This is a genomic window from Aquisediminimonas profunda, assembly GCF_019443285.1.
GTDB lineage: Bacteria > Pseudomonadota > Alphaproteobacteria > Sphingomonadales > Sphingomonadaceae > Aquisediminimonas > Aquisediminimonas profunda.
In genome coordinates this window covers 250,318-273,143 of the sequence record NZ_CP080327.1, presented here as the reverse complement: position 1 = coordinate 273,143, position 22,826 = coordinate 250,318, and the positions used below count along the sequence as shown (strand labels likewise).

The 22,826-nt window shown below is 61.1% G+C and carries 25 protein-coding genes and 1 riboswitch; of the genes, 16 read left to right on the top strand and 9 right to left on the bottom strand.

Translation table 11 applies throughout. The features are described 5' to 3' along the window. Together K0O24_RS01395 and K0O24_RS01390 are read right to left on the bottom strand one after the other, a co-directional pair. Entirely contained in the window at positions 1–141 is a 141-nt protein-coding gene (locus K0O24_RS01395) for a hypothetical protein (RefSeq protein ID WP_219894060.1), read from the bottom strand. Positions 142–245: 104 nt separating this feature from the next. After that, positions 246–1,238, bottom strand: coding sequence for a 50S ribosomal protein L11 methyltransferase (locus K0O24_RS01390; RefSeq protein ID WP_219895415.1), 993 nt, complete (start codon positions 1,236–1,238; stop codon positions 246–248). Positions 1,239–1,281: 43 nt separating this feature from the next. On the opposite strand from K0O24_RS01390, the gene K0O24_RS01385 reads away from it, so the two are divergent. Beyond that, positions 1,282–2,016 carry a sulfite exporter TauE/SafE family protein gene (locus tag K0O24_RS01385; RefSeq protein ID WP_219894059.1) on the top strand — a complete coding sequence of 245 codons (735 nt, stop codon included), beginning with the start codon at positions 1,282–1,284 and terminating at the stop codon, positions 2,014–2,016. A 106-nt stretch (positions 2,017–2,122) separates the two neighbouring features. On the opposite strand, the gene K0O24_RS01380 is transcribed toward K0O24_RS01385, so the two are convergent. After that, a complete protein-coding gene (locus K0O24_RS01380) occupies positions 2,123–2,806 on the bottom strand; it encodes an SDR family NAD(P)-dependent oxidoreductase (protein ID WP_219894058.1) in 684 nt (227 codons plus the stop codon). Between the two features lie 138 nt (positions 2,807–2,944). On the opposite strand from K0O24_RS01380, the gene K0O24_RS01375 reads away from it, so the two are divergent. The 4 genes from K0O24_RS01375 to sdhA all read left to right on the top strand — a co-directional run bounded on the left by K0O24_RS01375 (position 2,945) and on the right by sdhA (position 7,037). Continuing rightward, complete coding sequence (locus K0O24_RS01375) at positions 2,945–4,279, top strand: DUF418 domain-containing protein (RefSeq protein WP_219894057.1); 1,335 nt, start codon at positions 2,945–2,947, stop codon at positions 4,277–4,279. A 171-nt stretch (positions 4,280–4,450) separates the two neighbouring features. Then, positions 4,451–4,846 (top strand): succinate dehydrogenase, cytochrome b556 subunit, encoded by a 396-nt coding sequence (gene sdhC / locus K0O24_RS01370; RefSeq protein ID WP_219894056.1) that lies wholly within the window; start codon positions 4,451–4,453, stop codon positions 4,844–4,846. A gap of 2 nt (positions 4,847–4,848) precedes the next feature. Further along, positions 4,849–5,235: a succinate dehydrogenase, hydrophobic membrane anchor protein gene (gene sdhD, locus K0O24_RS01365; protein ID WP_219894055.1), complete on the top strand. Its 387-nt coding sequence runs from the start codon at positions 4,849–4,851 to the stop codon at positions 5,233–5,235. Continuing rightward, a complete protein-coding gene (gene sdhA, locus K0O24_RS01360) occupies positions 5,235–7,037 on the top strand; it encodes a succinate dehydrogenase flavoprotein subunit (protein WP_219894054.1) in 1,803 nt (600 codons plus the stop codon). Before sdhD ends, sdhA begins: the two co-directional genes overlap by 1 nt. Positions 7,038–7,052: 15 nt before the next feature. Here sdhA and K0O24_RS01355 read toward each other — a convergent pair whose 3' ends face one another. Further along, complete coding sequence (locus tag K0O24_RS01355) at positions 7,053–7,181, bottom strand: entericidin A/B family lipoprotein (RefSeq protein ID WP_219894053.1); 129 nt, start codon at positions 7,179–7,181, stop codon at positions 7,053–7,055. 168 nt (positions 7,182–7,349) lie between these two features. Between K0O24_RS01355 and folP the strand changes: the two genes are divergently transcribed. Genes folP through K0O24_RS01330 form a run of 5 tightly spaced genes read left to right on the top strand, consistent with a single transcriptional unit; the run spans position 7,350 to position 11,876 of the window. Further along, entirely contained in the window at positions 7,350–8,459 is a 1,110-nt protein-coding gene (gene folP, locus K0O24_RS01350; protein ID WP_246611222.1) for a dihydropteroate synthase, read from the top strand. 8 nt (positions 8,460–8,467) lie between these two features. Further along, complete coding sequence (locus K0O24_RS01345) at positions 8,468–9,082, top strand: glutathione S-transferase family protein (RefSeq protein ID WP_219894051.1); 615 nt, start codon at positions 8,468–8,470, stop codon at positions 9,080–9,082. A gap of 12 nt (positions 9,083–9,094) precedes the next feature. After that, the gene (locus K0O24_RS01340; protein WP_219894050.1) at positions 9,095–9,502 is read left to right on the top strand and encodes a DUF2177 family protein; all 408 of its coding nucleotides are present in this window, start codon (positions 9,095–9,097) and stop codon (positions 9,500–9,502) included. Further along, positions 9,502–10,674: an acyl-CoA dehydrogenase family protein gene (locus K0O24_RS01335; protein ID WP_425514783.1), complete on the top strand. Its 1,173-nt coding sequence runs from the start codon at positions 9,502–9,504 to the stop codon at positions 10,672–10,674. Before K0O24_RS01340 ends, K0O24_RS01335 begins: the two co-directional genes overlap by 1 nt. Beyond that, complete coding sequence (locus K0O24_RS01330) at positions 10,671–11,876, top strand: M20 metallopeptidase family protein (RefSeq protein WP_219894048.1); 1,206 nt, start codon at positions 10,671–10,673, stop codon at positions 11,874–11,876. Before K0O24_RS01335 ends, K0O24_RS01330 begins: the two co-directional genes overlap by 4 nt. A gap of 227 nt (positions 11,877–12,103) precedes the next feature. Here K0O24_RS01330 and K0O24_RS01325 read toward each other — a convergent pair whose 3' ends face one another. The 3 genes from K0O24_RS01325 to ispH form a co-directional block, all read right to left on the bottom strand. Beyond that, positions 12,104–12,952 (bottom strand): OmpA family protein, encoded by an 849-nt coding sequence (locus tag K0O24_RS01325; protein WP_219894047.1) that lies wholly within the window; start codon positions 12,950–12,952, stop codon positions 12,104–12,106. A gap of 291 nt (positions 12,953–13,243) precedes the next feature. Beyond that, positions 13,244–13,927 carry a RadC family protein gene (gene radC, locus K0O24_RS01320; protein WP_219894046.1) on the bottom strand — a complete coding sequence of 228 codons (684 nt, stop codon included), beginning with the start codon at positions 13,925–13,927 and terminating at the stop codon, positions 13,244–13,246. Continuing rightward, the gene (ispH, locus tag K0O24_RS01315) at positions 13,920–14,870 is read right to left on the bottom strand and encodes a 4-hydroxy-3-methylbut-2-enyl diphosphate reductase (protein ID WP_219894045.1); all 951 of its coding nucleotides are present in this window, start codon (positions 14,868–14,870) and stop codon (positions 13,920–13,922) included. Before ispH ends, radC begins: the two co-directional genes overlap by 8 nt. A gap of 81 nt (positions 14,871–14,951) precedes the next feature. Here ispH and K0O24_RS01310 point away from each other — a divergent pair, with 81 nt between their 5' ends. From K0O24_RS01310 to gcvPB, 5 genes are all read left to right on the top strand, one after another. Next, positions 14,952–15,605, top strand: coding sequence for a hypothetical protein (locus K0O24_RS01310; RefSeq protein WP_246611089.1), 654 nt, complete (start codon positions 14,952–14,954; stop codon positions 15,603–15,605). An 84-nt stretch (positions 15,606–15,689) separates the two neighbouring features. Beyond that, a riboswitch (glycine riboswitch) is annotated at positions 15,690–15,779 on the top strand. A gap of 155 nt (positions 15,780–15,934) precedes the next feature. Continuing rightward, positions 15,935–17,053 carry a glycine cleavage system aminomethyltransferase GcvT gene (gcvT, locus tag K0O24_RS01305; RefSeq protein WP_219894044.1) on the top strand — a complete coding sequence of 373 codons (1,119 nt, stop codon included), beginning with the start codon at positions 15,935–15,937 and terminating at the stop codon, positions 17,051–17,053. Continuing rightward, positions 17,050–17,421 (top strand): glycine cleavage system protein GcvH, encoded by a 372-nt coding sequence (gcvH, locus tag K0O24_RS01300; RefSeq protein ID WP_219894043.1) that lies wholly within the window; start codon positions 17,050–17,052, stop codon positions 17,419–17,421. Before gcvT ends, gcvH begins: the two co-directional genes overlap by 4 nt. Continuing rightward, a complete protein-coding gene (gcvPA, locus tag K0O24_RS01295) occupies positions 17,421–18,779 on the top strand; it encodes an aminomethyl-transferring glycine dehydrogenase subunit GcvPA (protein WP_219894042.1) in 1,359 nt (452 codons plus the stop codon). The genes gcvH and gcvPA overlap by 1 nt, the downstream gene beginning before the upstream one ends. Beyond that, a complete protein-coding gene (gcvPB, locus tag K0O24_RS01290; RefSeq protein ID WP_219894041.1) occupies positions 18,776–20,341 on the top strand; it encodes an aminomethyl-transferring glycine dehydrogenase subunit GcvPB in 1,566 nt (521 codons plus the stop codon). Before gcvPA ends, gcvPB begins: the two co-directional genes overlap by 4 nt. Before the next feature lie 6 nt (positions 20,342–20,347). Here the strand turns inward: gcvPB and K0O24_RS01285 are convergent, their stop codons facing one another. Then, positions 20,348–20,734, bottom strand: coding sequence for a PaaI family thioesterase (locus K0O24_RS01285; protein WP_246611088.1), 387 nt, complete (start codon positions 20,732–20,734; stop codon positions 20,348–20,350). Continuing rightward, positions 20,734–21,177 carry a PaaI family thioesterase gene (locus K0O24_RS01280; protein WP_219894040.1) on the bottom strand — a complete coding sequence of 148 codons (444 nt, stop codon included), beginning with the start codon at positions 21,175–21,177 and terminating at the stop codon, positions 20,734–20,736. The genes K0O24_RS01285 and K0O24_RS01280 overlap by 1 nt, the downstream gene beginning before the upstream one ends. A 114-nt stretch (positions 21,178–21,291) precedes the next feature. Here K0O24_RS01280 and K0O24_RS01275 point away from each other — a divergent pair, with 114 nt between their 5' ends. Next, positions 21,292–22,818 (top strand): acyl-CoA synthetase, encoded by a 1,527-nt coding sequence (locus tag K0O24_RS01275; protein WP_219894039.1) that lies wholly within the window; start codon positions 21,292–21,294, stop codon positions 22,816–22,818. Positions 22,819–22,826 lie beyond the last annotated feature (8 nt).

Genomic DNA, 22,826 nt, shown 5'->3' with positions numbered 1-22,826 from the left:
TCAGGCACCGAGACGCAGGGCGACCTCGGCATGATCTGCAAAGCCCTGCTGTACGCTGCCCCAACGGTCAACGCGGAATTCTTCAACAATCCGGACTGGAGCGGCCTCCCGATGCGCCGCTGCACCTCCATAGCGTGGCAAAATCCTTTCACCAATGTTCGCGAAACAATCGGCCTTTGCGGGACTTCCTGAAGGGCGCCGCGCGTGCTTCGCTCAGGCGCCTGCGTCGCGGGAACGGGCAGCCCCTACCAGCTGCCGAAATCGCCCGGCGGCTGGCTCGTTCGTCCGGTGCTGCGAATCGGACGTTGCCAGCCGAAGCGGCTGCGCTTGGTCAGACGCAGGCAGGGCCATTCGCCGCGATCCTGCCGCTCCGCCAGTCGCAACCCGTGTGCGCGATAGGCCGCGGCCACGGCGTCGGTCTGCCCTGCCAGAAGCCCGGCCAGGATGAGCGAGCCCCCGTCCCGCAGGATTGCGGAGAGCGCCGGAGCGAGTTCGATCAGGGGCCCCGCCAGGATGTTGGCAATCACCAGGTCATAGGGCGCGCGCTGGAGGATCAATTCATGATCAGTCCCCGGCGCGACGCACAGCGCGACTTGCCCCCGCCCCAAGCCAAGGGGCACGCCATTGACGGACGCATTTTCGGCCGTGACGTCGATGCTCACCGGATCGATGTCGGAGGCCGTCAATCTGGCGCGCGGCCAGAGGTGGCACGCGGCAAAGGCGAGCAGCCCCGTTCCCGTGCCGATATCCGCGATATGATCGAAGCGGAGGCCGTGGGACTTCATCCGGTCGAGCATCTCGAGGCAGCCATGCGTGGTTTCATGCCCGCCTGTCCCAAAGGCTTGGCTCGCCTCGATCAGGAAGGCCCTCGCCCCCGGAGGCGGGGGTGCGTCATGGGCGGATGTATGGACATAGAAGCGCCCGGCATGCACCGGCTCGAGCCCGGCCTGACTGATCGTCAGCCAGTCCTCATCCGGCAGATTTTCAAGCTTGGGCCGTGCCTTCGCGGCACTCGGGATGAGTGACTGGATGAGCGCAATGCTCGCCGTGTCTGGCTTGCCTTCGAAATAGGCATTGAGTTCCCAATGGTCGGGCCGGGCCTCGTCTGGCTCGCGCACGACAAGCGACGGCGGCGGCTCCAGCAGCGCGAGCGGGGTGATATCCGCATCGAGCGCCTCGGCTTCGGCGCGGGTGCAGGGTAGGGTCAGTTTCCAGCTGTTCGACATGGCGTGCCCCATTACGGACTTGTTGCCCTTGAGGGAATGCCATAGGCGCCGTTCCATGATCTGGGGCTTATTGGCATTGGCGGGCATCTGGGCAGGCATCCAGAATGCCGTGGCGGGCGGCGGCTCGTTCATCACCCTGCCAGCCCTGATCTTCACTGGCCTTGATGCGCGGGTTGCCAACATCACGTCGACGGTCGCTCTCTCTGTCGGGCAAGTCACGACAGGCTGGGGCGGTCGCAAGGCGGTCCAGGGCGTGCCCGGAATGCCGGTCTGGGTCATGCTGGCGATTTCGATCGCGGGCGGGCTGGTCGGCGCGCAGCTGATCCTGCTGACCCCGACCAGGGTCTTTGCCGACATGGTCCCCTGGCTGATCCTTGCGGCAACGGCACTGTTTGCCTGGGGTAGCTTCGGCCCGAAACCGAAGGAGCCGCGGGCGCCCCTCGCTCCGCTCCTTTCCGGGGTCGGGCTGTTCCTCAGCTCAATCTATGGCGGCTATTTCGGTGGCGGTAACGGCATCATCCTCGTGACGGTGCTGACAGCGGCCGGGCTTGCGATCCGCGCGGCGAGTGCCACCAAGAATGTTCTGGCCGCGATCATCAATGTCGCGGCGCTCGGCCTGTTCCTCTTTTCGCCGGAAGTGGTCTGGCTGAAAGCGGTTGTGCTTGGCGCCGGGGCAATGCTGGGCGGCGCAATCGGCAATATGGTGTTGAACCGGATCAATGAAAAACTGCTCCGCATCACGATCGTGCTGATCGGTGTCGTCCTCTCGATTGTGTTGTTTCTGCGCTAGATTTATTGCGACATCGCCCCTGCGCAGGCAGGGGCCTCTTGGGAATGTTTTTCGACAAAGCGTCAAACAGGCCCCTGCCTGCGCAGGGGCGACGATCCAACCTGTTTTAGCGTACGTAGCTCGCACCGTTGACGTCAAGCACCGCCCCCGTCATTGAAGGCGGCGCCGTCAATGCACAGAAGGCGGCCATTTCCGCCACTTCCTCCGGCATCGCCACGCGGCCGAGCGGAATGTCCGCCAGCAATTTGTCCCCGCCGCGGCTGGCGAGATAATCCTCGGCCATGCCCGTCATCGTGAAGCCGGGGCAGATCGCAAAGGCATAGATCCCTTGGGCCGCATAGGCGCGGGCGATCGTCTTGGTCATCGACACCATGCCGCCTTTCGATGCGGCATAATGCCAGTGCGCCGGGCTGTCTCCGCGATGGGCGGCGCGGCTTGCGATATTGACGATGCGCCCGCCACTTCCGCGCGCCTGCCAATGGAGCACGGCCGCGCGACACAGTTCGGCCGAGGCTGTCAGGTTGACCTGCATCGTGCGGTTCCAGTTCGCCGTCCAGTCATCGCTCTCCAGCGGATTGGCCTCGAAAATCCCGGCATTGTTGATCAGTATGTCGATCCGCCCGTCAAGCCGGTCAAGCGCCGAAGCCCAGAGCCGGGCAGGTGTCTCCGGATCGGCAAGATCGCCGTCTGCACTGCTGGTGGCGACAAGGGTCATGCCTTCGCCTGAAAGCCGCGCGGCAATCGCCGCACCAATCCCGCGCGACGCGCCGGTGAGGAGGATGTTGGTCATGGTTGCTGATTAGCCGAGTTGGGCTGACAGGGCCAGAGTTGGACCGATTGCCGAGCATCGCAAGATTTCTGACGGTCTGGTGCATCTGAAGGCGAGGCTGGCCGTGTTCCTGTCCCGAGAGGGCAAACAGGGACGTACATGACAAATATCCTGCATCCGACCCGTGACGGGGATCGCATCGTCACGCTCGATATCTTGCGCGGCATTGCAATCCTGGGGATTTTATATCTCAACATCCTGACCATGGGCGGCAATTGGCCCGCACTTGCGGCGAGCGGGAACAACCCCCAAGTGTTGAGCGCGGGGGCAGCAGACCAATGGGCGTATCGCCTTGTTTTCGCTTTTCTTGAAGGCACCCAGCGCGGATTGCTGGAGTTTCTTTTCGGGGCAAGCGTGATACTGCTGACCTTGCGCGCTACAGCCAAGGACGGTCCAGTCGAAGTGGCCGATGTCTATTATCGCCGCGCGCTTTGGCTGGTTGCTTTCGGCGTGGTTCACGGAACGCTCTTGCTGTGGCCAGGCGAAATCTGGACCCTTTACGGTCTGACAGCACTGTTCGTCTTTCCCTTTCGCCGCCTTTCGCCGCGCATTCTGGCCACGATCGGGGCGCTTGGACTGATGCTGGTCATGGCGATCGCCACACCCAAGGTTCTGGACAAGGTGGCATTGCAGGATCGCGTGGAGCAGATTCAGTCGCGACCGGCAGGCGCTGTGCTGAGCATGACTGAACAAGCCGATATGAAGCGCTGGAAAGGCCTTGTCGAAGAGAGGGCCAATCAAGCCAAGCAGTTGCCCGACGCAAAGAAAGCCACAGCAGGCGATTATGTCGAGAATCTTCAATATTCGACGGAATTCTGGTATCAGTTCAATTTAAGCGCTCTGATTTCCCCTGCTGCCGGGGAGGCTTTCTTCACAATGCTGATTGGCATGGCCCTGTTCAAATGGGGCATTCTGCAGGGCGGGCGATCAACCCGTTTCTATGTCGCTCTTGCAATATTGGGCTATGCCGTTGGCATCTTCGTGAAGTGGGCGATGGCGGATTTCCGCCTTGCTCATCATTTCGGCCCGGTCAGCATCGGCGCCGCCGTCTATGATTATGGCCGCATTGGCACAACATTGGGCCATGTCGGGCTCATCTGCCTTGTGCTCAAGTCGGGAATCGGACGCCGCATCCTTGCTATGTTCAAAGCCCCCGGGCGGATGCCGATGACGGCCTATGTCGGGCAAACCCTGATCTGCTGCTGGCTGCTCTTCCCCGGCTTCGGCTTCGGATTGTGGGGGCGGTTCGGCTGGGCGGACCTGATGCTCATCGCGACGGCGGTGAATGTCTTGCTTATCGGCTTCTGCAACCTGTGGATGCTCAGATACCGGATGGGGCCCTTTGAGTGGATCTGGCGCTCACTGAGTTACCTGGAACGACCTGCATTTCGACGCGACAATATCCAGTCGAACCCAACTGCCGCATTGGCCTGAGGGCCAGCCGGCTAGCTTCGCGGTCTTTGCGCCCGGCTATTCCGCGTACTGGTCAGCCGCTCGCCTTGCGATTGTGAACTTTGGTGCAGGCAGAGCGACCAACCGGTTGCGCCGCGCGGTCATTGCGCTAAAGGCCTTTTCATTGTCTGAAACCAGCCTTTGGGGGCACGCATGGCGCGATCATCCGCGCGGCCACTTTCGCCGCATCTGGGTATCTACAAATGGGGGCCGCATATGGCGGTCTCGATTCTCAACCGCGCAATGGGGGTCGGGCTCGCGACGGTCGGCATGGCGGCTCTGGTCTGGTGGCTGGTTGCCGCGTCGACGAGCAAGGAAGCCTATGATCTGTTCATGAGCTGGGCGAGCTGGTGGCCGGGCAAGGTCGTTGCGGTTGCGCTCACCTTCACCTTCTTCCTGCACCTGTGCGCCGGGCTGCGCCATTTCGTCCTTGATCTTGGCGCGGGTTTCGAATTGCAGACCAATCGCGCCTGGGCCTGGGGGACCCTGATCGGGGCATTTGTCCTGACCGGGCTGACCTGGCTCCTCATTATCTGGAAGGGACTCTGACGATGGGCAGCGGAACAGGTCTTGGCCGGGTTCGCGGCCTCGGATCGGCACGCAGCGGTTCTCACCACTGGTGGCTTCAGCGCGTCACAGCGATGGGCAATGTCGTGCTGGTGCTCTGGTTTCTCTTCGCGCTCGTCCGGTTGCCCTCGCTCAGTTATGAATCGGTGATCGGCTGGATTCATTCGCCGCTGAACGCGGTTCCGCTTGCGCTCATGATCATCAATGTCTGCTGGCACTTCCGGCTCGGGCTGCAGGTCGTGATCGAGGATTATGTCCATGGCGGGATGCGCGTCCTTGCGCTCGGCCTGCTCCACTTCTGGACGTTCGGCACGGGCGGTTTCGCGCTTTATGCCATTCTGAAAATTGCCTTTGCAGGGACGCCGGCCTGATGTCTGAAGCCTACAAGATCATCGATCACACTTATGACACCGTTGTTGTCGGCGCGGGCGGATCCGGCCTGCGCGCCACAATGGGCAGCGCGGAGGCCGGCCTGCGCACGGCCTGCATCACCAAGGTCTTCCCGACGCGTTCGCACACAGTTGCAGCGCAGGGCGGGATTGCCGCGTCGCTGGGCAATAACAGCCCGGATCACTGGACCTGGCACATGTACGACACGGTCAAGGGATCCGACTGGCTGGGCGATCAGGACGCGATCGAATATATGGTGCGTGAGGCGCCTGCCGCTGTCTATGAACTTGAACATGCGGGCGTGCCGTTCAGCCGGAACGAGAATGGCACGATCTACCAGCGTCCGTTTGGCGGGCACATGCAGAATATGGGCGAAGGCCCCCCGGTTCAGCGCACGGCTGCTGCTGCCGACCGGACGGGCCATGCGATCCTCCACGCGCTCTACCAGCAGAGCCTGCGTTATGACGCAGACTTCTTCATCGAATATTTCGCGCTCGACCTGATCATGGAAAATGGCGAATGCCGCGGCGTCATCGCGATGTGCATGGAAGACGGGACGATCCACCGCTTCCGCAGCCACGCGGTTGTGCTGGCAACCGGCGGATATGGCCGCGCCTATTACACGGCGACCTCGGCACACACATGCACCGGTGATGGTGGCGGAATGGTGCTGCGCGCAGGCCTGCCGCTGCAGGATCTGGAGTTCGTCCAGTTCCACCCGACCGGTATTTATGGCGCGGGTGTGCTGATCACAGAAGGCGCGCGTGGCGAAGGCGGTTATCTGACCAATTCCGAAGGGGAGCGGTTCATGGAACGCTATGCCCCTTCCGCCAAGGATCTTGCCAGCCGTGACGTGGTAAGCCGGTCAATGGCGCTCGAAATGCGCGAAGGCCGGGGTGTGGGGCCGCACAAGGATCACATCTATCTGCACCTCGATCATATCGATCCCAAGGTGCTGGCAGAACGGCTGCCCGGCATCACGGAAAGCGGAAAGGTGTTCGCCGGCGTTGACCTGACGCGCCAGCCTCTGCCCGTCACGCCGACGGTTCATTACAATATGGGCGGAATCCCCTGCAATTATCACGGTCAGGTGGTCACGAAGAAGGATGGCAATGACGATGCCATCGTTCCGGGCCTCTATGCCGTGGGCGAAGCGGCCTGCGTGTCTGTGCATGGCGCCAACCGGCTCGGGTCCAATTCGCTGATCGACCTTGTTGTCTTCGGTCGCGCGACCGGCTTGCACCTCAAGGAAACGCTGAAGCCCAATGGCGCGCACAAGGCCCTGCCGAAGGATGCCGCCGATCTGGCGCTCGCCCGTGTCGACAAGTTCCGCAACGCCAAGGGCGGGTCACCCACCGCGCAGGTGCGAGTGGAGATGCAGCGGACCATGCAGAAGCATTGCGCGGTCTTCCGCGATACCGCGCTCCTGGCCGAAGGCGTCGACCTGATGGCCAAGGTCAACAAGCGGATGGAGGACCTTGCCGTCACCGATCGCAGCCTGATCTGGAACACCGACCTGATCGAAACGCTGGAACTCGACAATCTGATGAGCCAGGCCGTCTGCACGATTGTGGGTGCTGCAAACCGCAAGGAAAGCCGCGGCGCACATGCGCACGAGGACTATCCCGACCGCGATGACAACAACTGGATGAAGCACACCATCACCTGGTTTGACGGCTGGGGCGGATCAGGCGGCAATGTGAAGATCGATTACCGCGCGGTGCACGATTACACGCTGACCGACGAAGCGGAGTATATCAAGCCGAAGGCGCGGGTTTACTGAGCGCTTTGGATCGCCTCAATCCGGCACTTTCTTCACCGTCTTGCCAACGGACTCAACGTCGCGGCCAATGCCGCGGACAGTGTTGCAGGCGTTGAGCGTAAGGACGCCTGCGACGAGGGCTATAAGGGCAATTTTACGTGCCATATGCGAGTCTCCGTACTTTGCGCTCGGGGCATTATAGCCAACGCGCCTGTCGCCACGCTGAATAGCGCGAGCCGATGCCAAAAGCCAAGGGGCGCTTGCCCGACGCAGGTCAAATCTGCCACAGGGAAGATTGTTCAATTTGCGCCGAAGGACATCCCGGACTTGACCATTTCTGCCGCCCCGACAGCCCGCCTCTATCCACGTGCCACCGGCTTCATCGATGCGCCGTTCGGTTTTGACGGCCAGTTCGCGCGCCTTGCCGGCGGCTTGCAGTTCTTTTCGGCCTGGGAAATCATTGCCGTTGATGGCGGACGGCGATCAGGCCAATGGCTGATTCCGGTCGAACGGATCGATGATGCGCTTTCTGGCGTCTCGACCGAACAGGCAACGGCGCTGCGTGAGATGATGGCCCGAGCGACCGGGCAGCGGGCGCCGCTTATCCTTGGCGAACGAACGATCAGGCTGGACCAGCCACAGGTCATGGGCATCCTCAACATCACGCCCGACAGCTTTTCTGGCGGGTCGGACCATATCGACGATCCCGGGTCGGCTGCTGCCATCGGGGTAGAGATGGCCGCCGCAGGGGCCTCGATTATCGATGTCGGAGGTGAATCGACGAGGCCCGGCGCCGTCACCGTCTGGGAAGAGGATGAAAAGGCACGCGTTCTGCCAGTGATCTCGAGGCTCGCCGCGAGTGGCACGGCCATTTCTCTCGATTCCCGCAAGGCAGCCGTGATGGAGGCCGGACTGGCTGCCGGCGCGCACATGATCAACGATGTTTCGGCGCTGTTGTTTGATGATCGGGCCTTGTCGGTCGTGCTGCGATCATCGGCGCCGGTTGTGCTAATGCATGCGCCCGGCAAGCAGCATGATCTGCATAGCGGCGCGCGCTATTCCGACCCGTTGATCGAAGTGTTCGACTGGCTTGAAGACCGGATTGCAGCCGTGGTTGCTGCAGGCATTCCCCTCAACAGGATCATTGCTGATCCGGGGATCGGGTTCGGCAAGGGCGTGGCCGATAACCTCGCCATCCTGAATGGCCTTTCGCTGTTCCACTGCCTTGGCGTGCCTGTCTTGCTGGGGGCCAGCCGGAAGCGGATTGTCGGGGCGCTCTCGAACGAAGCCCCTGTCGACAAAAGGCTGGGCGGTTCGGTGGCTCTGGCGCTGAAGGGTGCGGAACAGGGCATCCAGATCCTGCGCGTCCATGATGTTGCGGAAACCGTGCAGGCCTTGCATGTCTGGCGAGGGATGCGCGATGCCGCGCTCAGCCCGAGATAGGAGCCGCAATGGAAAAGCTTGTCCTCCATGAAGATCCGATCTCGGGCAACTGCTACAAGATCAAGCTGACGGCGGCCCTGCTCGGGCTGCGCATGGAATGCCGGGCCTATAGTGTCCTGCACGGTGAAACCCGCACCCCCCAGTTTCTCAATTTCATCAATCCCAACGGGCGCATTCCCGTGCTCCAGATTGGGGACCAGTTCCTGCCGGAAAGCAGTGCCGCCTGTTTCTATCTGGCTGACGGTTCCAGGCTCATTCCGGATGATCGCTTCGACCGCGCGGACATGCTGCGCTGGATGTTCTTCGAGCAATATAATCATGAACCCAATGTTGCCACGTTGCGGTTCTGGCTGGCCTTTGTCGGTCAAGACAGCCTGTCCGAACTGCAGAAGTCGCTTGTGCCAGGCAAGAAGATTGCCGTGGACGCGGCGTTGAAGCTGATGGACGATCATCTGGCGACGCGGAACTGGTTCGTGGGCGAAAGCATCACGCTCGCGGATATCGCGCTTTACGCCTACACCCATGTCGCGGAAGAGGGCGGCGCGTTCGACCTCTCCTTCTATCCGTCGATCTCGGCCTGGCTGGCACGTGTTGCGGCTGAACCGGGTTATGTAAAAATGTAGGAGAAGAATGACATGGGACGTTATGCATTTGCTTATCTGGCCACAGGGATCGCCTTTGCGCTGATCGATTCAGTCTGGCTGCGGACCATGTCGGAACGGCTCTACAGGGTCGAGATCGGAGAGTTGCTGGCAGACAGCTTTCGGCTCCCGCCCGCAATTGTGTTCTATCTGCTCTATATCCTGGGCATGATGATCTTTGCCGTCGGCCCGGCGATGCAAAGCGGAAGCTGGAAGACGGCACTCTGTTATGGCGCGGCCTTCGGCTTCTTTGCCTATATGACTTATGACCTGACCAACTATGCGACGCTGAAGGTGTGGAGCCTTAAGGTCACGATCCTCGACATGATCTGGGGCACGGTGTTGACGGGACTTGCAGCCGCGGCAGGTGCAGCGGTTACCAACAAGGTCTTTTCTGCGTGATGGATTTCGATAGCTGGCGTGCCCGATCGCCCTATTATGACGAAACCCATGAAGCGCTCGCCCAATCGGTGCGCCGCTTTGTCGCGCAGGAGATCGCACCCCATATAGACCGCTGGGAAGCAGAGGGAGAGCTTCCCCGCGAATTGCACAGGAAAGCGGCAGAAGCAGGCATTCTGGGGCTGCGCTATCCCGAAGCCTATGGCGGGCATAGCGAAGGGTTCGATATCTTCCACGGGCTGACGCAGACAGAAGAATTGTCGGCCGTCGGGGCAGGGGGCCTGACGGCCTCGCTGATGACGCACGGTATCGGCTTGCCGCCCATCCTCGCCATGGGTTCGGACGAGATGAAGCGTCGCGTTGCCGTCCCGGTGCTTGCTGGCGAAAAGATCATTGCGCTCGGCATTACCGAACCGTCGGGCGGTTCGGACGTGGCCAACCTCAGGACCAAGGCAGAGCGGGTTGGCAATCATTATGTCGTCAATGGTTCGAAGATGTTCATCACCTCCGGCATGCGGGCTGACTGGCTGACCTGTGCGGTGCGCACGGGCGGGCCGGGGGCGGGCGGCGTATCGCTGCTGCTCATCGACATGGAAACGCCCGGTGTCTCCTGCACGCGGCTCGACAAGATGGGCTGGCGCTGTTCGGATACGGCCGCGATCCATTTCGAGGACGTGAAAGTGCCCGCCGAAAACCTGATCGGGCCTGAAAACGGCGGTTTCATCGGGATCATGCGCAATTTCAATTCGGAACGGCTCGGCATGGCCATGGGCTGCTGCGCCTATGCGCGGGTGTGCCTGAAGGAAGCGGTCGAATGGGCGCAGCAGCGCGAGACATTTGGCAAGCCGCTGGTCAAGCACCAGTCGATCCGGATCAAGCTCGCCGACATGGCGCGCCAGATCAACACGACACAGGCCTGGGTCGATCTGTGCGCCTGGCAGGTCCAGGAAGGGCGCGACCAGCCAGCGGATTTCGCGATGCTGAAGGTGCAGGCGACGCGGATGCTCGAAGCGGTCGCCCGCGATTCTGCGCAGGTGCTGGGCGGGGCAAGCTATATCACCGGCTCCAAGGTGGAACGCATCTACAGAGAAGTCCGCGTCAATGCGATTGGCGGCGGATCAGAGGAAATCATGCTCGATCTGGCAGGTCGGCAATTGTTCGGAGGACGAGGATGAACGAGATAACCAGCGGCTGGACCGCGGAAGCCGAAGCGATCCTTCCCGATCTCGTGGCATTGCGTCGCGCCATTCATGTCGAGCCCGAGCTGGGACTTCAAAATCCCAAGACGCTGGCCAAGATCAAGGCGGCATTGGCGGGCCTGCCGCTGGAATTTCGCGAAGGTCCCTCGACGACAGGCCTGATCGCGATCCTGCGCGGATCGGACAATGGGCGCACTGTGCTGCTGCGTGGCGATATGGATGCCTTGCCGCTGCATGAGGATACCGGGCTCGACTATGCCTCGGCGACCGAAGGCGCCATGCACGCATGCGGCCATGATACGCACGTCGCCATGCTCGTCGGTGCCGCACGGCTACTGTCGGCGAAGCGCGACACGCTAGCCGGAACCGTCATGTTCATGTTCCAACCTGGCGAGGAAGGGCACCACGGCGCGCGCTTCATGCTGGACGACGGCCTGATCGACCCGCTGCCCGATGCGGCCTTTGCGCTGCACATCATGCCGAATGCGCCGCATGGCATTTTCACCGGGCGTGCCGGACCTTTGCTCGCTTCGGCCGACAAGCTGCACATGACAATCACCGGCCGGGGCGGCCATGCCTCGATGCCGCATGATGCACTCGATCCGGTGCCGATTGCCTGCGAAATAGTGACGGCGATCCAGACAATGGTTACGCGCAAGGTTTCGGTCTTCGATCCGGCAGTGGTCACGATCGGGCGGATTCTTGCCGGGACGACGGACAATATCATCCCCGAAACCGCCTCGCTGCTCGGCACGATCCGCACACTGTCGCCGCGCCAGCGGGAAGCCGTTGCGACCGAGTTGAAGCGGCTCGGCCCCGGCATTGCTGCCGCGCACGGCGCCTCGGCCGAAGTGCGGATCGATCGGGGTTTTCCCGTGACCATCTGCGATGGCCGCGCCGTCGCTTTCGGGCAATCGGTGGTTGAGGACCTGTTCGGCGCAGCGGCCTGGCGGACGCTCGACGCGCCGATCATGGGTGCGGAGGATTTCGCCTATGTCCTTGAAAAAGTGCCCGGCGCGATGTTCTTCCTCGGCGCGAGCCACGAAGGCAGCGACTGGCGCCAATGCTGCGGCCTGCACTCCAACCGGATGGTGCTGGACGACAGCGTGATGGCACGCGGGGCGGCAGTCCATGCCGCGCTGGCGGAGCGGTTTCTGGCCGAGGGGTTTGGACGGTAGAAAGGCGGGGGCCTGCTGACGACCCCTTTGCAGACATTCTCGCAAGCTGTAATTTGCGGAAGCGATCTCACCTTTTAGGCAAACAGGGAAACGCTCGCCTGCCGTCCAAGACAGGCCGCATTCTCATGTATTTTCTCATGTATGAATGGCCGGCCGTGGCGGCGGCCCCTCCCCGAAGCGAGCTTCGGGGAGGTTGTGGAAACCCCGCAAGGGGGTCCCCGGGCAGATTACATGCCGTCGACGCTCTTGCTGACGAGGATGTTCACCGAAACGCGGCGGTTCTGGGCCTTGCCTTCGGGCGTGTCATTGCTCGCAAGCGGGTCTGATTCCGCCATCCCGGTCGGGGTAAGCATGCGGTAGGGCTTCCAGTGGCAGGCCTGCTGGAGATAGTTGATCACGCTCGCCGCGCGCTTTTCGCTGAGTGTCTGGTTATATTCGTCGCTGCCGACGGAGTCGGTATAGCCAACGACCAGCATCAGGGCGTTATCCGTCGATTCAGCTGCCGACGCGGTGGCGCAGAGATCGGCCTTGGCCTTTGGCGAAAGCACCGCGCGGCCGGTATCGAAATACACGTTCGTCGTGCTCTTGATATTGTACTTGTCGATATCGGCCATGCGTCCGCGGAGAGCCTCGGTCGCGGCTGTCTGCTCCTCGAACTGCTGTGCGGTTCCCTGGCGGATCATCCGTGCGGTCTTCAGGTCGCCGTTCCGGAACGTGATCTGGCCAGCGATGAGGCCGTTGGGCCCCTGCAGGGTCTTGACCGTGACCGGCAAACCGGTGAGCAAGGCATCTGCGGTCAACTTGCCGCGACTGCCGCCCAGAAAGCCGCCGCCAGCACTGATCTTCGTGTCATCCGTAAAGGCGATGACCGTGCTCGTGCCGTCTACCGCCGTGACCTTGATCTTGTCGTCATTGCGGGCGGAAATGATGCCCTTGACCTCCGGTCCCGCGGGCATTGCGGCTCCGGTCACGGTGATCGCGGGTTGTGTTGTGTCCTGCGTTTGCGCGGACAGGCTTCCCGTTGCCGGTAAGGCCAACAGGAGAAGAAGTGCTGATCGTTTGGACATTGAATTCATAGAGCTTACCCTTCGAGCTGAAAATTCGATTCTCGCCTGTTCAGGTTAACCTTGCTGATCCATGAACAGTTCCGACAAGATCGACAATTGTGCCGCTCATTCGAGCACATGATGCGATGAACTGATACACGCCGCGGCGCGCAAGCGCTTATCGCACCCTAATCTGGCACCGCTGGACCCTTGATGCGCGGATGACGTCAAGGCGTCAAGGCAAGGGTCGAGTGATTTGCTGCCAAACGTTCCAAAGGCGCGACTTTCGCAATTGTCCCACAACGGACAAGGGCCCTCTTTTCACAGCAAACCAAGGCCGCGCATCGAACTGTGGCCGTTTGCCCCGATGACAATATGGTCGTGGACCGTGATGCCCAGTTTCTTGCCCGCATCGGCAATGTCGCGTGTCAGGGCAATGTCAGCGCGGCTGGGGGCGGGGTCTCCGCTCGGATGATTGTGGACAAGGATGATTGCCGCAGATCCGAGGTCGATCGCGCGGCGAATGACCTCGCGCGGATGGATCGCGGCCTGGTCGATCGAGCCTTCCGCCATGGCTTCGTCTCGTATTAGCATATTGCGGCTGTTGAGATGAAGCACGCGCACGCGTTCGGTCATCTTGTGGGCCATGTCCGCGCGGAGGTAATCGAGCAAGGCCTGCCAGCTGGCGAGAACCGGCTTGTCCATGATCCTGTCCCGCAGCAGCCGCAGCGATGCGGCTTGCACGATCTTGAGCGCAGCGACAGCGCTGTCTCCCATGCCCTTCACGCGCGCAAGTGCGTCTGCATCGGCCGTCAGCAGCCCAGCAATTCCGCCGAATTCCCGGAGCAATTCCTTGGCGAGCGGCTTTGTATCGATGCGTGGAATCGCCAGTGCCAGCACATATTCGATCAATTCATGATCGAGCAGCGCATCGCCCCCGCCCTCGATCAGGCGTTTCCTCAGCCTTGCACGATGGCCTTTTCCTCTTTCGATCGTGTCAGGCATTTTCCGTAAGGGCGCGGGGCAGCTTGAAGATCATGGATTCCGTCGCGGTTCTCACTTCTTCTTCCGTGATCGTGAAACGCGTCGCCAGTTTTGCGACCACTTCGCGCACCAGGATTTCGGGCGCCGAGGCCCCCGCCGTGATTCCCACCACTTTCGGACTGCCCAGCCAGTCGAAATCGATTTCCTCGGCGCGCCCGATCAGGCGCGCAGGGACATTGCCGCGCTCAGCCACTTCCGCGAGCCGCAGCGAATTTGATGAATTGGGGGAGCCAATCACGAAGATCGCCTCGGCACGCGCCGTGATCGCCTTGACGGCTGCCTGCCGGTTTGACGTGGCATAGCAAATGTCTTCTCCGCGAGGAGCAACGATCCCCGGGAAGCGCGCGCGCAGTGCCTCCACAATTTCGGCCGTATCGTCCACTGAGAGGGTTGTCTGTGTCAGAAACGCCAGCGCATCAGTGTCAGCCGGTTCGAGCTGCAATACGTCATCCACCGTTTCGACCAAAGTCATTGCCCCCGGGGGGACCTGCCCGAACGTGCCGATCACTTCGGGGTGCCCGGCATGGCCAACAAAAATGATATGGCGCCCTGCTTCGACCAGCCGCTCTGCCTGCCGATGGACCTTGGAAACGAGCGGGCAGGTGGCGTCGAGCCAAGTGAGGCCGCGCGCTTCTGCCTTTGCAGGCACAGCCTTGGGCACACCGTGCGCCGAAAACACGACCGGCGCGCCATCCGGCACATCGTCTAGCGTCTCGACGAAAACCGCGCCCTTGGCCTTCAACTCATCCACGACATAGCGGTTATGGACGATCTCGTGGCGGACATAGACCGGAGCTCCATATTTCTCGAGCGTGCGGTCGACAATCAGGATGGCACGGTCGACACCGGCACAAAAGCCGCGCGGCGCGGCGATCAGGAGATGGAGAGACGGCTTTTCAGTCATAATATGTTGCAGTCCCTACGCGATTGCTTGCAGCCGGGAAAGCCGCTTCCTATACCGCGCGGCAACCGTACCTGTTCAAGGATGATGCCTGTGTCGTTTCGCAACCCGATTTTTGCTGTCGCCGCTTGCGGCTTGTTGCTCGCAGGGTGTGCGCGCCAGGGCGAATTTGACTCATCCGGAGGCATCATCATCAAGCGTAGCGCCTGTCCCGCCGTGGCCGTGCCTTCCCATACGGCGGATATCACTCTGTTCGATCCGCCTGCGAGCCTCGATTCGCGCGCTATTGATGTAGTGGCCGATATTACGAACGTCCGTTCCAGCTGCGCGGATTCCGGCGAGGATGTGGTCGTGACAGCCAGCTTTGACGTGCAGGCCAGACGCACCAACGCTAGCGGCGCGCGCGATGTCGTCCTTCCCTATTTCGCGACCGTGGTGCAGGGCGGTCGCGTCGTTGTTTCGAAGCGTATCAGCCGCGTGTCGATTCATTTCAATGACGGTGAATTGCGCGCCGAAACCAAAGGTGGCGCAACCGCATACGTGAACCGCGCGGCCGTGACGCTGCCGGCGGACGTTCAGGAACGCATTACCCGCAAGCGCAAGGCTGGCGATACCGACGCAGCGATCGATCCGATGGCAGATCCGCAGGTTCGCGAAGCCGTTTCGCGCGCGAGCTTCGAACTGCTCGTGGGCTTCCAGCTGACTCAAGGCCAGCTGCAGTACAACGCGACGCGGTGACGCAATTACCGACGTCGCGGGCTAGCGACTAATGGCAATGAGCGATTGACACTGGCTGCGCCTGCAGCCATTGGCCGTCGTGTCGCTGGCAAAGCGGGAGAGTATCGGGGAAGCCCGATCGCCGAAGGAGCAACCGCCCCGGAATCTCTCAGGCAAAAGGACCGCTGCAGTCTTTGCGACACTCTGGAAAGCGAGTCCGGATTTCGGGCTCCACCGAAGGGGTAATCCCGGGCAACCCCGGGGGAAAGCTCTCAGGTTCCGTGACAGAGGGGGCAGCAGGATCATGCAACGGCATGGTCGTGCTGTGATCTTTTGCAACGGAGCCGGTGATGAGCGAAGACGAAGCCGAAATCCTCGAATTGCCGCTCGGAGACTGGCACCGCGCACTCGGTGCGCGGATGGTTCCGTTTGCGGGCTATGCGATGCCGATCCAGTATGAAGGCATCATGGCCGAACATCTGTGGACGCGCGAAAGCGCGGGCCTGTTCGATGTGTCGCACATGGGGCAGTTGATGCTGGCGGGTGACGGCGTGGAAGAAGCGCTGGAAGCCCTGATTCCCGCAGACGTCAAAGGCCTGAGCGAGGGACAAATGCGCTATTCCCTGCTCCTCAACGATGCGGGCGGCATTCTTGATGACCTGATGATCACGAAGACGCCGATGGGCATCTATGCTGTCGTCAACGGGGCTGTGAAATGGGACGACATCGGACATTTGCGTGAGTTCCTGCCCGACGAGATCACGCTCAACCATATGGAAGACCGCGCGTTGCTGGCGCTTCAGGGCCCCAAGGCCATCGAGGCACTCGCGCGTGTCGTGCCCGGTGTCGGGAGACTCTTCTTCATGGAAGCGGGCAGCTTCCTTTGGGGCCACGAACCGCTTTGGATCAGCCGGTCTGGCTATACCGGAGAAGACGGATTCGAAATCTCCGTGCCCGCCGAAGCCGTTGCGGCGCTGGCCGATGCATTGCTTGCGCAACCCGAAGTCAAGCCGATCGGGCTCGGTGCCCGCGACTCCCTTCGCCTCGAAGCGGGTTTGCCGCTCTATGGGCACGATCTTGATGAAGCGACGAGCCCGATCGCCGCGGGCCTTGGTTTTGCCATATCGAAGCGCCGCCGCACCGAAGGCGGGTTCCCCGGCAGCGAGCCAATCCTGCAGACGCTGAAAGACGGAGCATCGACCAAGCGTATCGGCTTTATGGTCGACGGGCGGCAGCCGGTGCGCGAAGGCGCGCCGATCTTTTCGGGGTCCACTCAGGTCGGCACCGTCACGTCCGGCGGGTTTGCGCCAAGCGTGCAGGCCCCGATTGCCATCGGCTTTGTTGCGACCGCGCAATCAGCACCCGGGACCGCGCTGGAAGCCGAAGTCCGTGGCAAGCGGATTGGCTTGATCGTCACCAGAATGCCCTTCGTTCCCCATAATTACGTCCGCAGAGGAGCTGTCCAATGACCCGTTATTTTACCGATGAGCATGAATGGATCGATGTTGACGGCACGTCCGCGACAGTCGGGATCACCGATTATGCGCAAGGCCAGCTGGGCGATATCGTCTTTGTCGAAGTGCCTGACGCCGGAACTCAGGTGAAGAAGGGTGGCGATGCCGCAGTCGTGGAATCAGTGAAGGCAGCGTCCGATGTCTATGCGCCGGTTTCGGGCACGGTTATTGAAGGCAACGGTGCTCTCGAAGGAGATCCGGCGCTCGTCAATTCGGACCCCGAAGGTGATGGCTGGTTCTTCAAGCTCACCCTGTCCGACCCTTCGGAGCTTGATGGACTGATGGATGAAGCTGCCTACAAGGCGTATGTGAACGGTCTTTGATGCGCTACCTTCCTCTGACGCCGGAAGACCGGCAAGCGATGCTCGCAACAATCGGCGCGGCCAGTATCGATGACCTGTTCGTTGATGTCCCGGCCGAAGCCCGTCTCTCTGGCCCGATTGCCAATCTTCCCGGACATGCAAGCGAAATGGCGGTCGAGCGGCACTTCTCGGCGCTGGCGCGGCAGAATATGGCGGCCGGACATCATCCCTTCTTTCTGGGTTGCGGCGCCTACAAGCATCATATCCCTGCAAGTGTCGATCACCTGATCCAGCGCGGCGAGTTCCTGACTGCCTACACGCCCTATCAGCCGGAAATCGCGCAGGGCACGCTGCAGATGCTGTTCGAATTCCAGACCCAGGTTGCGCGGCTTTACGGCTGCGATGTGGCCAATGCCTCGATGTATGACGGCTCGACGGCCTGCTGGGAGGCGATCACCATGGCTGCGCGCGTGACCAAGCGGACGAAGGCAATCCTCTCGTCAGGGCTACATCCCCATTATGTGAGTCTTGCGAAGACAATGGCGAAGTTCACGGGCGACCAGTTGATGACGTCGGCACCCGAGCTTTCGGCAGAGACGGACAGCGTACAATTGCTCGCCGCCATCGACGCGGACACAAGCTGTGTTGTCGTCCAATATCCCGACATTCTCGGCCGTATTGAGGATCTGTCGGCCATTGCCGCCAAGGCGCATGAGCAGGGCGCCTTGCTTGTGGCTGTAGTCACCGAACCGGTGGCCCTTGGCACCATTCGATCGCCCGGTGAAATGGGTGCCGATATCGTGGTCGGCGAAGGCCAGTCGATCGGGGTAGGTCTCCAGTTTGGTGGGCCTTATGTGGGGCTGTTTGCCTGCAAGGAGAAATTCGTTCGCCAGATGCCTGGCCGACTATGCGGCGAAACGGTCGATGCAGAAGGAAAGCGCGGGTTCGTGTTGACGCTTTCCACGCGCGAACAGCATATCCGGCGTGAAAAGGCGACGTCGAACATCTGCACCAATGCCGGACTCTGCGCGTTGGCCTTTTCGATTCATATGACGCTGCTTGGTGAGCGTGGTCTCCGCGACCTGGCGGCGCTCAACCATGCACATGCGGTCAAGGCGGCCGAGCGACTTGAGAAGGTGCCGGGTGTGTCACTCGTCAATGAGAGCTTTTTCAACGAATTCACCTTGAAACTGCCCAAGGAGGCGCGACCGGTTGTTCGCGCGCTGGCGGATCGCAAGGTCCTCGGCGGCGTATCGCTTGGCCGACTGTACCCGGGCAATCCTGTGCTCGAGAAGGGGCTCGTCGTTGCGGTGACCGAAGTGGTGACGCCTGAGGACATAGAGGCTTTTGCCATTGCGCTTGAGGAGGTGCTGGCATGACGATCAATGCAAGCGGATGGCGCCCGGAAGTGGGCGCAGCAGTAGCCGAAAGCGCCGGAACATACACTGGTAATCGTGCGCTCATGCTTGAAGAGGCGCTGATCTTCGAAATTGGCGACAGTAAAACAACCGGCGTGGACATTGCCGCGCCGCCCGCGGTCAAATCGCGACTTGCAGGCCTTGAGCGCCATCGTCCCATTGGAATTCCCGGACTCTCCGAACCGGAAACCGTGCGGCATTACACACGGCTTTCCCGGCAGAATTATGCGATTGACCTCGGTCTTTTCCCGCTTGGGTCTTGCACGATGAAGCACAATCCGCGGCTGAATGAGAAGGTCGCGCGGATGAAGGGTTTTGCCGATATTCACCCGCTCGCGCCGCGCGAGACTGTCCAGGGTGCGCTGGCCGTGATCCACGAATTGGCGCATTGGCTGGTTACACTGACGGGGATGAAGGCTGTTGCCATGTCTCCCAAGGCAGGCGCGCACGGCGAATTGTGCGGCATCCTTGCCATCCGTGCAGCTCTTGAAGCGCGCGGCGATGCCCGTTCGACAATCCTTGTGCCGGAAAGTGCGCATGGCACAAATCCGGCGACGGCAGCCTTTGCCGGCTATGCGGTCGAGAGCATTCCCGCGACCAGCGAGGGGCGCGTCGATCTTGCGGCGCTTTCGGCGCGGCTTGGCCCCGATGTGGCCGGGGTGATGATCACCAATCCGAACACCTGCGGCCTGTTCGAGCGCGACATGAAAGCGCTCTCGGCGGCGGTTCATGCGGCAGGTGCTTTTGTCTATTGCGACGGGGCCAATTTCAACGCCATCGTCGGTCGGGTCCGCCCGGGCGATCTCGGCATCGATGCAATGCACATCAATCTGCACAAGACATTCAGCACACCGCACGGCGGCGGCGGCCCTGGATCGGGACCGGTTGTGCTGTCCGAAGCCCTCGCGCCCTTCGCGCCGCTTCCCTATGTCGAACGGCAGGGCGACACATTTCTGCTGATCGAGGAAGAGACAGTTGACGAACGGCAGGGCAAGTCCTTTGGCCGGATGACGGCCTTTCACGGGCAAATGGGCATGTACACCCGCGCGCTCGCCTACATCCTGTCACACGGTGCGGACGGATTGCGGCAGGTTGCCGAGGATGCGGTGCTCAATGCAAACTATGTCCTGCGTTCGCTCGACGATGTCCTTGATGCGCCTTTTGGGCATACCGGACCGTGCATGCATGAAGCACTTTTTTCGGATGGCGGCTTGGCAGAGGGTTTCACGACGCTGGATATCGCCAAGGCACTCATCGATGAGGGTTATCATCCGATGACAATGTATTTCCCGCTTGTCGTGCACGGTGCAATGCTCATCGAGCCGACCGAGACCGAGAGCAAGGCAGCGCTTGACCAGTTCATCGGCGCTCTCCGCTCTGTGGCCATGCGGGCAAAGCAAGGCGATCCTTTGCTCAAGTCTGCCCCGCATTATGCGCCGCGACGCCGTCTTGATGAAACGCTGGCGGCCAGAAAGCCCGTGCTGGTCTGGAAAGAGCCCGAGGAGGCCGTGGCTGCCGAATAATCAGGCTTAGTCGCGCTGGAGCATCAGGTTCATCTGGGCAATGGCGATAGGATTTTCAGGATCGTCCTGCCAGGCAATGGCCTCCACATTGGCGACCCGCCTGCCCAGTCGTTCGATCGTTGCACGTGCCCGGGTCAGGGCATCGCGCCCGCCGCGCAGATAGTTGACCGTTACATTGATGGGCTTGATGCGGGCATTGTCATCGGCATCCAGCGCTTCTGCCAAGGTCGTGAAGGCGACGGCCTCAAGCATCCCGGCAATGGCCCCACCATGGAGGAAGCCGGGCCGCCCCATCTTGTTGGTTTCAAAGGCCATGGTCAGCACAAGGCGACCCTCGCTGTCCCGTTCAGAGCCGAAGCCCATTGTCCGGGCGAAAGGAGAATTGGTTTCCATCAGGCGCCGGCCGTGAACATATAGGTTCCCGCGACATGTGCGATGGGCCGATCCGGATCGCCATCATGCGCCTGGCCACGAACGAAAGCGATCGAGCGCGTCAGGTGATAGCATTCGCCGCGGCCGAAGACGTCCTTCCCGGGTTCCGCAGGCCGAAGATAGTCAATACGCAGATCGAGCGTCGCCTGTGGCTGGAACCTTCCGCTCTTGAGCCAGATCGACATGGATGTGGCCATATCCATCATCGTGAAGATCGGGCCGGAGGCGAGAATGCCGGTGCTTGCGTCGCTGACCAATGCCGAATTGTAAGGTAGACGCAACTCCGCCCAGCCCGTGCCGTGGGCATTATATTTGACGCCTATAAGGCGGTTGTGACCGTTGCCGCTCATCAACCGGATCATCTGCACCGGATCGAATTCGCCTGTCGGGTGTGTGTTTTCCATCAGGGCACCCTAGCCAAGATCAGTGCTGGTCTGCAACTCAATCGCTGCTATCGTTTTCGGGACGCGAGCGAGAGATTCGCAAACCAGATTGACCGGACAGGAGCCTAAAGACCCATGCATCCCAGTATTCATGCCAGGACGAACCCAGACAAGCCAGCCGTGATCCTGGCAGAAACCGGAGAAACCCTGACCTACAGGCAACTGGATGAAGCTTCAAACCGTGTAGCCCAGTTTTTCCGGTCACGCGGGCTCAAGGTTGAGGATGTGGTGGCTTTCATGGTTGAAAACACCCCAGCCTATTACGCCCTGACCTGGGGCGCGCAGCGGTCGGGCCTGCGTTATGTCTGCCTGTCCACCAGGCTTACGGCAGACGAAGCGGACTACATCCTTGAGAATTCGGGATCGCAACTGCTCGTCATGTCGGCAAGCCTCGCGCCGCTCGCGGCCAAGCTTTCAACCGGGATTGAGCGATATGCGCTGGGTGGAGACATCACAGGTTACGGACGTTGGGAAGATGCAATCGCCGAAATGCCCGCAACGCCGATTGATGATGAACGTGCGGGCGTCGACATGCTCTATTCTTCGGGCACGACAGGAAGGCCGAAGGGCGTTCGGGTGCCATTGCCCGAAGACCCGGCCATTGCCCAGACGAACCCGCTTATCGCGCTTGCAATGGGACTTTACCGATTCAGTGCCGACAGCATCTATCTGTCTCCTGCGCCTCTCTATCATGCGGCACCACTTCGCTGGTCGATGACGGTCCAGAAGATTGGCGGCACTATCGTGATGATGAAGAAATTCGATCCGGAAGGCGTGCTTGCAGCGATCGAAAAATACAAGGTCACCTGCGGTCAATATGTACCGACACACTTCATTCGCATGTTGAAACTGCCCGAAGAAGTCCGGTCGAAATATGATCTGTCGACGCTCGACTGCGCGATCCATGCGGCCGCCCCCTGTCCGATCCCCGTCAAGGAGGCGATGATCAACTGGTGGGGTCCGATCATCGAGGAATATTATGCCGGTTCCGAGGGCAATGGCATGACCTTCATCGGCTCGAAGGACTGGCTCGCGCACAAGGGATCTGTTGGCAAGGCCGTGATGGGTGTGATCCACATCATGGGCGAGGATGGCGAGACGGAATTGCCTCCGCGCACCGAAGGGACGATCTTTTTCGAAAGCGAAAACAAGTTCGAGTATCACGGAGACGCCGAAAAGACGTCGTCCAGCCGCAATTCGAGGGGCTGGTCCACGCTCGGCGATGTTGGCTATGTCGATGAAGAGGGCTATCTCTACCTGACCGACCGCAAGAGCTTCATGATCATTTCGGGTGGGGTGAATATCTATCCGCAGGAAATCGAAAACCATCTCGTCACGCATCCGCGCGTGCAGGATGTTGCTGTCATCGGTGGCCCGCATGAAGAAATGGGTGAAGAAGTCATTGCCGTCGTGCAGCCCGTGGACATGGCGGATGCTGGCGACGATCTGCGCGACACGCTGACCGCCTATGCCCGGGAAAAGCTCTCGGGCGTCAAGATCCCGCGCCGGATCGACTTCCTTGCGGAGTTGCCGCGGCATGATACCGGCAAGCTCTACAAAAGGCTGCTGCGCGACCAGTACTGGAAGAAGGCTGCCGGCTGAAGGACATG

Excerpts from the sequence above, each read along its gene's own strand:
- K0O24_RS01390 (WP_219895415.1), bottom strand. The coding sequence starts at position 1,238 with ATGGGGCACGCCATGTCGAACAGCTGGAAACTGACCCTACCCTGCACC.
- gcvPB (WP_219894041.1), top strand. The coding sequence starts at position 18,776 with ATGACGATCAATGCAAGCGGATGGCGCCCGGAAGTGGGCGCAGCAGTA.
- K0O24_RS01330 (WP_219894048.1), top strand. The coding sequence starts at position 10,671 with ATGAACGAGATAACCAGCGGCTGGACCGCGGAAGCCGAAGCGATCCTT.
- K0O24_RS01340 (WP_219894050.1), top strand. The coding sequence starts at position 9,095 with ATGGGACGTTATGCATTTGCTTATCTGGCCACAGGGATCGCCTTTGCG.
- K0O24_RS01335 (WP_425514783.1), top strand. The coding sequence starts at position 9,502 with ATGGATTTCGATAGCTGGCGTGCCCGATCGCCCTATTATGACGAAACC.
- K0O24_RS01345 (WP_219894051.1), top strand. The coding sequence starts at position 8,468 with ATGGAAAAGCTTGTCCTCCATGAAGATCCGATCTCGGGCAACTGCTAC.
- sdhA (WP_219894054.1), top strand. The coding sequence starts at position 5,235 with ATGTCTGAAGCCTACAAGATCATCGATCACACTTATGACACCGTTGTT.
- gcvH (WP_219894043.1), top strand. The coding sequence starts at position 17,050 with ATGACCCGTTATTTTACCGATGAGCATGAATGGATCGATGTTGACGGC.
- gcvPA (WP_219894042.1), top strand. The coding sequence starts at position 17,421 with ATGCGCTACCTTCCTCTGACGCCGGAAGACCGGCAAGCGATGCTCGCA.
- K0O24_RS01275 (WP_219894039.1), top strand. The coding sequence starts at position 21,292 with ATGCATCCCAGTATTCATGCCAGGACGAACCCAGACAAGCCAGCCGTG.
- radC (WP_219894046.1), bottom strand. The coding sequence starts at position 13,927 with ATGCCTGACACGATCGAAAGAGGAAAAGGCCATCGTGCAAGGCTGAGG.
- K0O24_RS01310 (WP_246611089.1), top strand. The coding sequence starts at position 14,952 with ATGATGCCTGTGTCGTTTCGCAACCCGATTTTTGCTGTCGCCGCTTGC.
- K0O24_RS01355 (WP_219894053.1), bottom strand. The coding sequence starts at position 7,181 with ATGGCACGTAAAATTGCCCTTATAGCCCTCGTCGCAGGCGTCCTTACG.
- gcvT (WP_219894044.1), top strand. The coding sequence starts at position 15,935 with ATGAGCGAAGACGAAGCCGAAATCCTCGAATTGCCGCTCGGAGACTGG.
- sdhD (WP_219894055.1), top strand. The coding sequence starts at position 4,849 with ATGGGCAGCGGAACAGGTCTTGGCCGGGTTCGCGGCCTCGGATCGGCA.
- sdhC (WP_219894056.1), top strand. The coding sequence starts at position 4,451 with ATGGCGCGATCATCCGCGCGGCCACTTTCGCCGCATCTGGGTATCTAC.
- K0O24_RS01325 (WP_219894047.1), bottom strand. The coding sequence starts at position 12,952 with ATGAATTCAATGTCCAAACGATCAGCACTTCTTCTCCTGTTGGCCTTA.
- K0O24_RS01280 (WP_219894040.1), bottom strand. The coding sequence starts at position 21,177 with ATGGAAAACACACACCCGACAGGCGAATTCGATCCGGTGCAGATGATC.
- K0O24_RS01385 (WP_219894059.1), top strand. The coding sequence starts at position 1,282 with ATGATCTGGGGCTTATTGGCATTGGCGGGCATCTGGGCAGGCATCCAG.
- K0O24_RS01380 (WP_219894058.1), bottom strand. The coding sequence starts at position 2,806 with ATGACCAACATCCTCCTCACCGGCGCGTCGCGCGGGATTGGTGCGGCG.
- K0O24_RS01375 (WP_219894057.1), top strand. The coding sequence starts at position 2,945 with ATGACAAATATCCTGCATCCGACCCGTGACGGGGATCGCATCGTCACG.
- ispH (WP_219894045.1), bottom strand. The coding sequence starts at position 14,870 with ATGACTGAAAAGCCGTCTCTCCATCTCCTGATCGCCGCGCCGCGCGGC.
- K0O24_RS01285 (WP_246611088.1), bottom strand. The coding sequence starts at position 20,734 with ATGGAAACCAATTCTCCTTTCGCCCGGACAATGGGCTTCGGCTCTGAA.